Source organism: Heyndrickxia sp. NPDC080065, assembly GCF_050281185.1.
In the GTDB taxonomy this organism is placed as follows: Bacteria; Bacillota; Bacilli; order Bacillales; family Bacillaceae_C; genus Heyndrickxia.
The window spans coordinates 255,167-269,259 of record NZ_JBNNWS010000002.1; the positions used below are offsets into that span (position 1 = coordinate 255,167).

A 14,093-nucleotide genomic window follows, 5' to 3' on the forward strand; every position below is an offset into this window, starting at 1 on the left:
TTCTGATCATGATCTACCACATAAAGAGTGTTTGACGTACATCCTTGCTCAAATCTGATCATGATCTACCATATAAAGATGGTTTGACGTACATCCCTGCTTAATTCTGATCATGATCTACCACATAAAGAGTGTTTGACGTACATCCTTGCTCAAATCTGATCATGATCTACCACATAAAGATGGTTTGACGTACATCCTTGCTCAAATCTGATCATGATCTACCACATAAAGCTGGTTTGAAGCATATCTTTTGGCAATTCTGATCATGATCTACCACATAAAGCTGGTTTAAAGCACATCTTTGCTCAATTCTGGTGGTGATCTACCTCATAAAGCTAGTTTGAAGCACATCTTTTGGCAATTCTGCTCTCAACCTTCTTCATAGGGAGGTAATAACCACTAACAAAGCCTATCTTTAATAAAATTAAATCCCGGATCTCTATAAGAGAAATCCGGGGTTTTATACTGTAAGGTTACGAAATTTATTTTCAGCTTTATACAAGTAAACTTTATTTTACAGGAATCCAAATTTCAGAATATAAATCTGGACTAAACGGATCTTCGTCTGTATAAACTTCCAAGTCTGGTGTACCGGCATGCTTATACCCGCTGGAAGGGAACCATTCTGAAAAAATTTGTTTCCACGTATTTTGCATGGAATGTGGCATTGGTCCATGAACTTCAAATACAGCCCATTTGGATGCTGGAATATCATATTTTAATAATCCATCTGGCACTTCACCCTTGTGTTCAGCAGCAATCCAATAATCCATTTTCCCTGGTTGGTCTTTGCTCTTATCAATACACACGCCCAGTACTCCTTTAATTTGGCCGTTGTTCAATTGAAACAATGTATCATCGGTTCCATTTTCATTCACTTCATCCCAAAACTTTGGAATACCTACATGATTTTCCCCATTCTCACAGGAAAATTCTCTTTTAATCCCTACTACTTGAAAAGCATCTCTTTCAACAATACGATAATTCATTGGTTCTGCTCCTTTCAAATTCACCTGTATCATCAGGCGGTTATAAGATTGCAGCTTTCCAATTCCTTTTCGTGATTCACTCGGAGTGACTCCATGCTGTCTACGAAAAGCCTTTGTAAAAGCCTCGGGAGTGTCATAGCCATATTTATAGGCAAGATCAATCACTTTGGCATCAGTTCTAGAAATTTCTTCAGCAGCTAGTGTTAACCGTCTCCTCCGAAGATATTCACCAACAGATACATCCGTCAAAATCGAAAAGATTCGCTGAAAGTGAAAAACTGACGCATTCGCCTGTTTCGCAACATCTTCAATAGTTATATCCTCTAGTAAATGTTCTTCCATGTAGTTAATTGCTTTTTGTAATGATTCCACCCAACCCATACCGCTCACTCCTTACATACATTCTATCGTCGAGTGATCATCCCATCCTGTCAATTTATGCTTTGTTTGAACCGATTTATTTGCTACTTGGTTTTATAAAAATAATATTGTTGAAATGAAAAAATATCATGTGGTGCACTCGTTTTATCAAAACCGTCTTCTTAAACATATATCAAGTTATCCAATTATTAATAATATTATAGACGATTATAGAGATTTTTGGCAAAATATTACTAACTAGTAATCTATAAACTACAAGGTGTGAAAATAATGTATAAAGTCATGATCATTGAGGATGATATAAAATTACGAACATTAACAGATGCGTATTTAAACAAATGGGGCTTTCAAACAATTTTAGTTGAAGACTTTGAATCAATTGACAGACAGTATGTAAGAGAAAAACCGCATATTATTCTACTTGACATAAACCTTCCTAGTTTTGATGGCTTTTATTGGTGTAGTAAGCTCCGTCAGCTTTCAGATGTGCCTATTATTTTTATTTCATCCAGGACGGACAATATGGATATTATCATGGCCATGAATATGGGCGGCGATGATTTTATCGAAAAGCCCTTTTCACTAGAAGTACTTGTTGCAAAAATGAATGCCATCCTTAGAAGAACTCAGAACGTTCAGCAATCTGATCGAGATGTTATTTCAGTTGGTCAGCTAATTCTTAACCTAGACAACCATAGGTTATTTTATCAACACAAAGAGGTATATCTAACTAAAAATGAATTTCATATTTTATACCTTTTAATGAAGCATAACGGTCAAATAGTATCTCGGGAAAAAATCATGCGTGCCCTTTGGCAGGACGAACAATTTATTGATGATAACACATTAACAGTTAATGTCACTAGGTTACGAAAAAAATTAGAGTCTATTGGACTAACAGAATCGATTACAACTAAAAAAGGACAAGGATATGTGCTGCAATGAAATTCATTTCCTATATTAAAGATCAAAAGCGTTTAATTTTCACCTTTTTACTTTGTTTGATTCTATTAATATCGGTCATTCTCGCCGATCCAGCTTTTCAGATTCATATGAGTAGTCTTGTTTACATCATTTTTCTTTCCACTCTTATTTTTATCAGCTATCTTGGAATGGAATTTTATCGACAAAAAAACTGGCTGGATAAACTATATCAATATAGTAATAATATTGTTTTTATTAATCCCCCGAAGGGTTCTACACATGCAGCCCAAATCATTACTGATGTCCTGCAGCGCCAGCAGGAAAAGTATAAACAGCAAATCGATAAACTTGATGAAGAAAAGAAGGAATGGATGGAATATATGACCTCTTGGTTTCATGAAATTAAAACACCCATTGCTGTAAGTAAAATGATTTATGAATCAGAGGAGAATTTAGATAGTTTAGCAGAGGAAATGGACCGAATCGAATATTTCGTTGAACAAGCCTTATATGTTTCTAGACTAAATGAATTTCATAAGGATTATTTGCTGCAAGAGATTTCTTTAGATCAATTGATAAAAGATGCGGTCAAAATGAATATGAAATCCTTCTTATCAAAAAAGATTCAACTTCATCTCGAGCTTGAGTCTGTTGAAGTAATAACAGATAAAAAAGCCCTATTGTACATTGTAAATCAATTACTTGGAAATGCTTTAAAATATACAAATCAAAGTGGTTCTATCACCATCTCGGTAAAAGAGGAGAAACTTACCATTCGAGATACAGGGATAGGTATTTCTCCAGAAGATCTGCCACGTGTCTTTGAAAAAGGCTTTACGGGTAAGAATGGAAGAGAACATTATGCTTCTACAGGGATGGGACTCTATTTAGCTAGAAATATGGCAGAAAAACTAGGGCATTCTTTACTTATCGAATCTCAAATCAATGAATTTACTGAATTTACGATGCTTTTTCGTAATGGGAACAGCTTATATGATTTTAATTACTAAAAAGAATACCTAGGACTAAAGATCCTAGGTATTCAACAATCATTAACAATTCTATAATACTTTGAAACAGTAAATAGATAGTACATATAATATATCAGGATATATAAACCAATTGCGACTAAAAACGGATACACCATATTAATTTGTAAGAAGTTCGAAAGGGCAGTAATGATAACCGAACTATGGGCAATGGCAATGATTAAAGGTAGCACAAACACTATCCTTATTTGATTTCGGATCGATTGACGAATCTGTTTCGTGTTCATTCCAATTTTCTTCAGCGTTTTATATCGAGACCGCTCCGAAAATGCCTCAGTAAGCTGTTTATAATAAAGCATACTGCCGGTAGCAAGCAGAAAAACAAATCCAAGGAAACTACTAATAAAAACGAGTAAACCATATGTTTCATTCATTTTTTGATATTCATGATAAAAAGAAACGAAATATGATACAGGAAGTTCAGGAGAATCTTCAAACAGATTTTCATCCTTAACAGATAAGTTTTGAATGTTATCGGCTAATTTTCCAGCAGCTTTTTCATTTTTTATTTTTACAAATTGCATTTGAGAAACTTCTGCTTCACTTTTCATTTGTTGAAAAAGCCGATCACTGATCACAATCGGAAATGCAAATATCCATTGATTAACAAGAGAATATCGTTCGTAAGAAATAACTGTTACTTCCTTTCGATCACCTAAACGTGCTCGTTTTCCGGTATAAGGATCTTCCTTTTGATCCAAGCTGCCATCATAAAATGAAATGGCTTGTTGATCATTTAAAGTAAATGAATTCTTTACACCCATCTTTTCGGCAAGACGATGGTAGTCGGATTCTGAAAACAATAGTAGTGGATGTTCATCAGATAGTCTACTAGACTCGGATAAATCTCCCTGAATTTCAATATAGGGAAGGGTTATCGAATACACTAAATTGGATTTACCATTCTCATTTATTTGCTCTTCTATTCGTTTTGCATTTTCATCTGCTGGGACCGTATACATAAAACTATGAGGACTGGTAAACTTCAATAGACTGTTCATATTATGATAAAAACTAAAAGCAGTTCCCATGGAAAAAAGGGTTAATGTCGTTAATAAAGCAATGACGGACAGGATTAACACACTTCCCTTAATTCGATAGAGTAGAGAGGAAATACCAATTAAATGTACACCCTTCCAGGATATTTTCTTAAGCTTAGATAGCCGGTTAAGCACCCAAATACTAAGTGACCGAAGCAATAAATAGGTACCAAGTAACAATGCAAGAAGCGATAATAAAATAAATAGAAAACCATTGTTTTTCCAAAAATTCGATGTGCTAGGCTGTAAAAGAATCGTATAGCCGCCCAAGATAAAAATAATAGATAAGGCGGCCGGAATGAGCGCAGCTTTCGGTAAGCCCTCCCCTTTTCTTTCCGCTTGAAATAATTGCAGTAATGTATATTTATAGATCATTTGATAGTTATAGAGGGCTGCAAATAGAATCGTAATCGAAAACGCTGCACATGTTTGAAACAGAGCCTTTGTTGAAATAGTAAAAGCAGCAATTTGGTTGGCCCCCATCAATTTTATCAAAATCATTGAGAATAACTTCGTGAAGATAAAACCAATGCCAATCCCAACTACAAGAGCTAATATACCGAGAATGAGGATTTCATTAAAAAGGAGCTTAGCAATTTGCTTTTTACGCATTCCAAATAAGGAATAGAGCCCAATTTCCTTCTTTCTCTTTTTTATAAAAAACGCATTTGAATACCAAATAAAGAGCGACGCAAAAATGAATAAGAGAATAGAAGCAGCCGAGAATGCTGGACCGATTTTTTCTACCGTCACAGCGGAATCATTCACTTGTTTATTGTACTGCAGGGAGACAAAAGTAAAGTAAATAGCAATGCTTGATATCATTGGATAAAGGTATAGTATGTATTGTTTGAAATTATGACGTAAATTCTTCTTTGCTAGTTCATATAACGTCATGATGTCCACCGCCTCCGAGTACCGTTAAAACATGAATGACCTGTTGAAAAAATTCCTTTCTGCTTTGTTCTCCCCTTCTAATTTCTGAAAAGATGGCTCCATCTTTAATAAAGAGAACGCGTGAACAGAAACTGGCTGCAAAGGAATCATGTGTAACCATCATGATCGATGCTTGTTCTTGTTCATTCAATTTTTTCAATGTTTGGAGTAGATTAAGTGCCGATTTCGAATCCAGTGCACCAGTCGGCTCATCGGCAAAAATGAGATCTGGATTCGTAACAATGGCACGTGCCGTTGCAGTTCGCTGCTGCTGACCTCCAGAAATTTCATATGGATAACGCTCAAGAATTGGCTCAATTCCAAAAGTAGTAGCAACTTGTTTTAACTTGTTTTCTATCACTTTTGGATTAGCATTTGCCAAAGCTAAAGGAAGAAGGATATTCTCTTTCACAGTCAAAGTATCAAGTAAATTGAAGTCTTGAAAGATGAAGCCTAGTCGATCACGACGAAAATCAGCAAGATCATTCTCATTCATTTCATTGACCTTATAGCCATTAATTCTGATAGATCCAGATGTCGGTACATCAATTGTCGATAGTATATTCAAAAGTGTGGATTTTCCGGCGCCCGATGGCCCCATAATTCCAACAAATTCACCTTTTATCATCTCTAAATTAATGTCTTTCAATGCTTGAAAGACATGATTATTTGTTCCGTATATTTTACTAACTTTCTTTACCTCTAAAACAACATCCATTCCGAAAACTCCTTTAATTGGTGATATCTCCACTATAAAAGATCTAGGAATGGCTATCCATAACTTATCCTTACATTTTGAAGGGGAAACCTTACATTTTTGTCACATGAAAACAGCATTCATAAGAAATCTGCTAGCCGATAGGCGCTGAAGCTAAACATTTCACAAAAAAGACATATTTAACATATTGATTCTAACGCAGCGTTAAGATTTAAGATAAAAGTAATCAATCGAACGGAGGTAATCACATTGAAAGAATACTATTCTATTGGTGAATTTTCTAAGTTAACTGGTATTACACAAAGAGCTCTTAGATATTACGATGAAAAAAATTTACTAAAACCAAGTAAGATTTCTGAAACAGGGAGACGGTATTATGAAGAAAAAGACATGATCCCGCTCCAACAGATTATTTCATTGAAATATTTAGGTTTTACGCTGGAAGAAATTGAACCTTTATTGAATGAGAAAAAAGGAAATTTACAGGATTCATTAAAATTTCAGAGGAAATTGATGATCCAAAAGCAAGAGCATTTACAACAAGTTATCAAAGCATTAGACCACGCTATTGAAATTATTGAAGAAGGTGAAATGGATTCACGAGTCTTATATTTCCTTATTCATAGCATTTTAAATGAAAAAGAACATTTTGATTGGATGAGGGACTACTTCCCTGAGAAAACCGTTAATCATTTGATTAAAAGATATGATGCAAACAGTCTTGAAGTAAACAAGCAAACCACACTTATCATTCAAAAAATTAAGGACTTAATTCATACCTGTAAACCAGAAGATCCAGAATTGCAAGCCAATATTCACGAATTAGTTACTATCGTATTTGATTTACTTGGTGATGATTTTGATCTTGAGAACTTTGAAAATATTCCGGAGGAAGAAGCTAACTTCTTTGCCTCACCTTTTACCGAGCAGGAAGAAGCATATCTTCAAAAGGCCATGGAAATATATTTTACTCAAAGGGGTGATATAAATGGAAACAACCAATAAAAAATCCGGCACCTCTTTTCTTAAGCTCGTTAAAATGGGAAAACCTGCGATCTGGGTACTTACCATTGCCATTACATTAAGCCTATTTGAAACAGGTGCAAGCTTAATCGTTCCTCTATTTACGAAAAACTTAGTCGATCAGGTTGCAAAAGCCGGTATAGAAATGAGCTTAATATTCCTATTGTTAGGGGCGTTTATTATTCAAACGATTTCCGGTGGTGTTTCCTTTTACTTAATGACCTATATCGGTGAGCAATTCGTTGCTAATATTCGTAAAAAGCTTTGGGACCATATTCTAGAATTACCCATCCCATATTTTGATAAGCATCAATCCGGTGAAACGATGAGCCGTGTAACACAGGATACAAATACAATTAAAATGCTTATAACTAATCATCTTGTTTCATCTGTATCAGGGATAGTTTCTATAATAGGTGCCTTAATCTTTTTAATTATTATCGATTGGAAAATGACCTTAATTATGCTTTGCTCTATCCCTATTTCTATGATTGTAATGCTTCCATTAGGAAAGAAGGTTTACTCTATATCCAAACAGACACAGGATGAATTAGCTTCATTCAGTGCACATCTCGGTCGTGTATTAAGCGATATTCGACTTGTAAAATCTTATAATGGACAATTGATTGAAAGAAAAAAAGGGCATAAAGGAGTCCATGAATTATTCCGCTTTGGTTTAAAAGAGGCAAAAATTCAAGCAATCGTATCTCCTTTTATGACTACTATTTTATTAATCGTGCTAGTTGTATTAATTGGTTATGGAGGTGCACGAGTGGCGTCAGGCGACCTTTCAGCAGGCTCACTTGTTGCTATCCTTATATACATGTTCCAAATAATCATTCCATTTAGCCAGCTTGCTACATTTTTTACAAACTATCAAAAAGCAATGGGAGCAACCGAACGAATTCACGAGCTTTTGGATCTTCCAATAGAACAGAATGATAGTCAAGAAAAAACAACTCATGAAGAGATCATTACATTTGATCAAGTCAGCTTTGGTTATGAGAGTGGAAAAATCATATTAAATGACCTGAACTTTCAAATTCAGCCTGGGCAAACTGTTGCCTTCGTAGGACCGAGCGGTTCTGGAAAAACAACCATTTTTTCTTTAATTGAACGGTTTTATGACCCTCAACAAGGTAGGATTAAAATGGGAAATACTGATATAAAAAATCTTGAGTTAATGAATTGGCGTGAAAAAATTGGCTATGTATCACAGGAAAGTCCTATAATGTCAGGGACAATTAAAGATAATATTTGTTACGGGCTGCAACGACCTGTTGATGAAACCGAAATTCACCATTCTGCAGAGCTGGCTAATGCAGCAGGATTTATTGAAAAACTTCCACATCAATATGATACAGAGGTTGGTGAACGTGGAATCAAGTTATCAGGTGGTCAGCGACAAAGGATCGCCATTGCACGTGCATTACTTCGTAATCCTAAGCTGCTTTTATTGGATGAAGCAACCTCTAATTTAGACAGTGAATCCGAGGGGCTTGTCCAGAACGCTTTACAGCATTTAATGGCTGGTAGAACGACGCTTATTATTGCCCATCGCCTATCAACTGTAATGGATGCGGATAAAATTATTGTAATTGAAGAAGGAAATGTAACTGGGATGGGTACTCATGAACAATTAATGGAATCACATAAATTGTATCAAAAGCTTGTTCAACAACAAATGAAAGCTGAGATAAATGGAGAATTAGTTAACCATTCTTAAGATTGATTTGTTTTATTTTATATGCCAGTCTCTTCACTATTGGGGACTGGCTTCAATTTTCTTTAGCCCTAAGTATTTTGTATGACAAAACAGTAATATATTGTATATCAATACAGCAAATTTTCATGTATACTATATTATTAAAGAAAATATAAATTTTAACAGCGAGGGTGAATCATAATGCCAATACCTACTGATCATTCAAAGCCTGTTCGTAAATCCGCAAAGGAAAGCGCATTCATTCAAATACAGAAATGGATTATCGATGGGACTTTGCAGCCAGGAGAAAAGCTTAATGACTCGGAGCTTGCTGGGGCGTTGGGGGTTAGTAGAACACCAATCCGCGAATCACTTCAATTACTTGAATCGCAAGGTTTTGTAAAAATGTACCCAAGTAAAGCCACACAAGTAACCGAAGTAGAAAAAGATTCAATTAAAGATCTGCTTCCACCTTTGGCAGCGCTGCAGGCATTATCCGCTGAACTAGCAATCTCTCATTTAACAAAAGAAATAATCACATTGCTTGAAAACACAAACGAGAGATTTACAGAAGCAATTCGCTCAAAAAACTACTTCTCGGCTTTAAAAATTGATGAGGAATTCCACCAAATCATTGTCGATACTGCAAACAATCCATACATATATAATATACTAGCTAATTTACAGGCACATGTTAGAAGATTATTTTTCCATCATTCTATTATCCTAACTGAAAAATCAGTAGAAGAGCATTATGCTATTATCCAGCTAATGAAAGAAAAAAATAGAACTGAAGTCTCTGATGTTATGCGACAAAATTGGCTGCATGCCATCAAAGAGTTTGATTCGATTGAAACTGATTAAATAGAGAAAAGCCGGTAACCTTTTAAAAGGTTACCGGCTTTTCTTTCTGACTGCCTTCAGTCCCTTTTTGCTTAGTTTTCTTATGCATAGTTTTAGAATTTAGTTGCACTCTTGCAATAATTCCTGTGATTAGAATAACAATCAGAACTGGTAATAACCATCCTAGTCCTTCTTTATAAAAAGGTAGGAGTTGTTTATAAAAGGAAATAATACCATCAAGCCATCCAAAGTAATCGATCTTTAATTTATCACAAAATGTTTTCAACCCGTCAATGATACTAATTAACAAGGTGACGATTGTCGCAGCAACATAGACCAACCGTGAATGATTAAAAAGTGGTGACAGGAATGTCAAAAGCATGAGTACAATGGCAAGCGGATAAAGCAACATCAATACCGGAATTGAATAATTAATAATATTTGCTAGACCAAAGTTTGCAATGATAAAGGTAATAGTAGTAAAAAATGTAACGAATATTTTATAGCTTATTCTTGGAAAAAGTGTATGAAAGTATTCCCCACATGCTGTCATTAATCCAATGCTTGTTGTTAAGCATGCTAGTAAAATGACAATAGACAACATCACTGTTCCTGTCATCCCAAAATAATGAGAGGCTGCACTGCTAAGGACCGGCCCCCCTGATTCAAAAAGACCAAATTTTTGTGTACTTGTTGCTCCTAAATATGCAATACCAACATAGATGATTCCAAGAAAAGTGATAGCTACTGTTCCTGACTTAGCTGTTGCTGTTAGGACTCCACGCGTAGTATTCACACCCATTGCACGAATGGAATTAATAACGATAATACCAAATACAAGTGAAGCTAGAGCATCCATTGTATTGTAACCTTCTGTAAAACCTTTCATAAATGCACCGCTCGCATATGCATTTTGTGGTGCCTCTATCGCCCCCATTGGTTTAGCAATAACCGTAATCAATAATATGATTAAAAGAATAATAATACCAGGTGATAATAGTTTCCCTACTCTATCTACTAGTTTCGCAGGATTCAATGAGAACCATAATGTAATAGCAAAGAACAATAGTGTGAATATAAGTAATCCTGCTTGTCCAAATTCTTTACCTACAAATGGAGATATACCGATATCATAAGCGACCGCTCCTGTACGAGGAGCTGCGAAAAATGGTCCAATTGTTAAATACAAAAGAGAAGTAAATACGATTCCATAGATTGGGTGAATTCGTCTTGATAATTCTTGGAGATTACGACTTCCTGAAACTCCCATTACCAATATCCCGAGGAATGGCAAACCTACTCCTGTAATCAAGAAACCTATAACAGCAGGCCATAAATTGGTTCCTGCATTTTGCCCGAGCTGTGCCGGAAATATCAAATTTCCTGCTCCAAAAAATAAGGCAAATAACATAACCCCTACAACAAAATATGATGAAAAGGATAATTTATCCTTCATAAGATGTCCTCCCTGAGATGTCTAATTTTTCTGATATATCCGAACCTGTAGTTTCAGCTATATGCAATATATTAATGTAATCTATCATACTATCTTTATGCGTGAAATGCAATATATAGCGTAAATTTTCCGATAATTTACATAATAGGATTGATAAAAACTGTGATTAGAAAAGTTCAATTCCCTGGTCAAAAAAATAGGCCCTCTCTAACGAAAGGACCCTGTAAAACAATTATTCTGTTATTCCTATCGACACATACTTCATCTCAACAAACTCATGTATTCCTTCTTTGCCTCCCTCTTTTCCAAAGCCGGATTCCTTAATCCCCCCAAATGGAGCTTCAGCTGTAGCAGGAAATACATCGTTTACACCAATGATGCCATATTCAAGTGCTTCAGTTAATTTGAATACATGATTTGTACTTTCAGTCATCACATATGCCGCCAGTCCGTACGGAAGCTGATTCGCTTTTTCGATCACATCTTCTACTGAATCAAAAGTATCAATCGGAAGAACAGGTCCGAATGTTTCTTCGTTCATTACCTTCATCTGATCATTTACGTTTACAAGAACAGTAGGCTCATAGAAATATCCAGCTAAGTCACCATCCCATTCGTTACCACCTGAAGCAATTGCCGCACCGTTCTTAACAGCATCTTCTACATGCTCTGCTGCCTTTTCAACAGCATTTCGATCTATCATTGGACCAATGACAGTGGATTCCTCGTTTCCATTGCCAATTTTCATATTTTTAACTTTCGTTACCAGCTTTTCGACGAATGAATCAGCGATTTTTTTATGGACATAGACCCTGTTCGCACAAATACAAGTTTGCCCACAGTTTCTAAATTTACTAGCAAGTGTTAAATCAACCGCAACATCTAACTTTGCATCATCCATTATGATAATCGGTGCATGCCCCCCTAATTCAAGCGAAAGCTTCTTAATATGCTGTGCACTATTTTTCATCAGTTCTCTTCCAACTTCAGTTGAGCCTGTAAACGTAATCAAACGTACATCAGGACTTTGTGTCAATGCCTCACCTACAGCTCTAGCGTCACCTGTAACTAGATTTAATACCCCTTTAGGAAGCCCAACTTCTTCGAAAATTTTCACAATCTCCATCGCTGTCAGCGGCGTTTGTGAAGCTGGCTTTAACACGACGGTGCAACCAGCGGCAAGAGATGGACCAAGTTTTCTAGTAACCATGGAAGCTGGAAAATTCCATGGTGTAATAGCAGCAATAACTCCAATTGCATGCGGGATAACATGTGAGCGTCTGTTTGCTTTAGACGACGGAATGATTTCACCATAAACCCGATTAGCTTCCTCCGCATACCATAATAAATAGCTGGCTGCCGACTCGATTTCAGTCCGTGATTCAGATAATGGCTTTCCTTGTTCCGACGTTAATATTTGTGCAAGCCGTTCCTTGTGCTCGAGCATTTTTTCATACGCTTTATATAAAAATGTCGAGCGCTCACGTGCTGTTTTTTTCGACCATAATGGAAAAGCAGCCTTTGCTTCTTCCACAGCCTCTAAAGCATCCTCTTTACCTCCGTATGATATTTCAGTCAGTTTTTCTAATGTTGCCGGATTGGTTATCGTTCGGTAAGTACCGGAATATGATTCCCGCCATTCTCCATTAATAAAGATCCCACGTTCCTTTTGTCCTACAAGCATGGTATCCTTCCCCCTTTTATAAACTTTCTTGAACAGCAGCCAATGCATCTCGTAAAATAGAGATAAGCTCTTGAATTTCTTGTTTATTGATGACTAGTGGTGGTGAGAACACTATCGTATCCATCCCCTCAAAGCCAACCGTGCGCACAATTAGCCCTCTTTTCGCCGCTTCCGCACTTACTTTTGGAGCAACTAATGTATCAAAGCGAGCATTAGTGACAGGATTAACCATTTCAATGGCGCCAATCAATCCGAGTGTCCGTACCTCTCCAATAAAGTCAAATTCAGCTTTTAACTCCTTAAAGCCTTTTAGCAGTTCCTCTCCCATTTGCCTTGAATTCTCTACTAAGTTCTCTCTCTCAATAATTTCAATGTTTTTTAACCCAACTGCACAAGCTGTTGCATGTCCGCTGTAAGTGTAGCCATGAAGAAGTACCCCATCAGATAAATCGACAAGCTCACGGTGTATTGTATCTGTTACCATGACACCGCCAAGTGGGATATAGCCGCTGGTGACACCTTTCGCAAAAAGCATCATATCTGGTGTCACTCCATTATGCTCACAAGCAAACATTTTTCCTGTGCGACCAAAACCAGTTATGACTTCATCAGCGATCAGTAAAATATTATTTTCATCACAGATTTCCCGTACCTCTTGAAGATATCCGTCCGGAGCGATATTTACCCCGCCGGCACCTTGAACAGGTTCAGTGATAAAGGCGGCAATGTTTTCAGCTCCTTCTTTCTGAATACATTCACGGAGAGAATCCGTTGAAAAGGTATCTACATGAACAAAGTCAGGTGCAAGTGAATTTGTCATCGCATGAAATGGTGATATCCCTGTCGCACTAGTTGCCCCAATGTTCACACCATGATACCCTTTTTTCCTAGAAATAATTTTTTTCTTCTCCGGAAACCCTTTAAGCTTCCAATAATAGCGTGCCAGTTTATAGGCCGTATCATTTGATTCAGAACCACCAGATGTAAAAAACACAGCGTTTAAATTTCCAGGTGCCAGTTCTGCTAACTTAGCAGCAAGCCGGATAGCGGGCTCGTTACTGAAAGACGAAAAGGAATTTGTAAAAGCAAGCTTTGACATTTGCTCATATGCTACTTCCGCAAGTTCTTTACGCCCGTATCCTACATTTACATTCCACAATGATGCCATACCCTCTAACACTTTTTTACCAGTTGTATCTGTTAAATACACTCCGCTTCCACTAGTAAAAATAAATGGAGCACCGCTTTCATGTTGTTGCTTTAAAGAAGAAGTTGGGTGAATAAAGTGCTTTTTGTCCAAATCAATTAACATTTCATGTACATCCGTTTTTATCATCATCAA

11 protein-coding genes are annotated in these 14,093 nt (G+C 36.5%); 5 read left to right on the top strand and 6 right to left on the bottom strand.

Features of this window, described 5'->3' with window-relative positions:
* Window positions 1–512 precede the first annotated feature (512 nt).
* On the bottom strand, window positions 513–1,373 hold the full coding sequence (locus ACQKP0_RS03380) for an AraC family transcriptional regulator (RefSeq protein WP_427404394.1): 861 nt from the start codon (window positions 1,371–1,373) through the stop codon (window positions 513–515).
* Between the two features lie 270 nt (window positions 1,374–1,643).
* Between ACQKP0_RS03380 and ACQKP0_RS03385 the strand changes: the two genes are divergently transcribed.
* Window positions 1,644–2,318, top strand: a complete 675-nt coding sequence (locus tag ACQKP0_RS03385) for a response regulator transcription factor (RefSeq protein ID WP_427404395.1) — start codon at window positions 1,644–1,646, stop codon at window positions 2,316–2,318.
* A gap of 107 nt (window positions 2,319–2,425) precedes the next feature.
* Entirely contained in the window at window positions 2,426–3,307 is an 882-nt protein-coding gene (locus tag ACQKP0_RS03390) for a sensor histidine kinase (RefSeq protein ID WP_427404396.1), read from the top strand.
* A gap of 32 nt (window positions 3,308–3,339) precedes the next feature.
* Here the strand turns inward: ACQKP0_RS03390 and ACQKP0_RS03395 are convergent, their stop codons facing one another.
* Together ACQKP0_RS03395 and ACQKP0_RS03400 are read right to left on the bottom strand one after the other, a co-directional pair.
* A complete protein-coding gene (locus tag ACQKP0_RS03395) occupies window positions 3,340–5,283 on the bottom strand; it encodes an FtsX-like permease family protein (RefSeq protein ID WP_427404397.1) in 1,944 nt (647 codons plus the stop codon).
* Window positions 5,270–6,040 (bottom strand): ABC transporter ATP-binding protein, encoded by a 771-nt coding sequence (locus ACQKP0_RS03400; RefSeq protein ID WP_427404398.1) that lies wholly within the window; start codon window positions 6,038–6,040, stop codon window positions 5,270–5,272. Before ACQKP0_RS03400 ends, ACQKP0_RS03395 begins: the two co-directional genes overlap by 14 nt.
* 249 nt (window positions 6,041–6,289) lie before the next feature.
* On the opposite strand from ACQKP0_RS03400, the gene ACQKP0_RS03405 reads away from it, so the two are divergent.
* The 3 genes from ACQKP0_RS03405 (at window position 6,290) to ACQKP0_RS03415 (ending at window position 9,632) form a co-directional block, all read left to right on the top strand.
* Complete coding sequence (locus ACQKP0_RS03405; RefSeq protein ID WP_427404399.1) at window positions 6,290–7,045, top strand: MerR family transcriptional regulator; 756 nt, start codon at window positions 6,290–6,292, stop codon at window positions 7,043–7,045.
* Window positions 7,029–8,789: an ABC transporter ATP-binding protein gene (locus ACQKP0_RS03410; RefSeq protein ID WP_427404400.1), complete on the top strand. Its 1,761-nt coding sequence runs from the start codon at window positions 7,029–7,031 to the stop codon at window positions 8,787–8,789. The genes ACQKP0_RS03405 and ACQKP0_RS03410 overlap by 17 nt, the downstream gene beginning before the upstream one ends.
* A gap of 180 nt (window positions 8,790–8,969) precedes the next feature.
* The gene (locus ACQKP0_RS03415) at window positions 8,970–9,632 is read left to right on the top strand and encodes a GntR family transcriptional regulator (RefSeq protein ID WP_427404401.1); all 663 of its coding nucleotides are present in this window, start codon (window positions 8,970–8,972) and stop codon (window positions 9,630–9,632) included.
* A gap of 22 nt (window positions 9,633–9,654) precedes the next feature.
* On the opposite strand, the gene brnQ is transcribed toward ACQKP0_RS03415, so the two are convergent.
* From brnQ to ACQKP0_RS03430, 3 genes are all read right to left on the bottom strand, one after another.
* Window positions 9,655–11,067 carry a branched-chain amino acid transport system II carrier protein gene (brnQ, locus tag ACQKP0_RS03420; protein WP_427404402.1) on the bottom strand — a complete coding sequence of 471 codons (1,413 nt, stop codon included), beginning with the start codon at window positions 11,065–11,067 and terminating at the stop codon, window positions 9,655–9,657.
* A gap of 232 nt (window positions 11,068–11,299) precedes the next feature.
* Complete coding sequence (locus ACQKP0_RS03425; protein ID WP_427404403.1) at window positions 11,300–12,751, bottom strand: NAD-dependent succinate-semialdehyde dehydrogenase; 1,452 nt, start codon at window positions 12,749–12,751, stop codon at window positions 11,300–11,302.
* A 16-nt stretch (window positions 12,752–12,767) separates the two neighbouring features.
* A complete protein-coding gene (locus ACQKP0_RS03430; RefSeq protein ID WP_427404404.1) occupies window positions 12,768–14,090 on the bottom strand; it encodes an aspartate aminotransferase family protein in 1,323 nt (440 codons plus the stop codon).
* Window positions 14,091–14,093 lie beyond the last annotated feature (3 nt).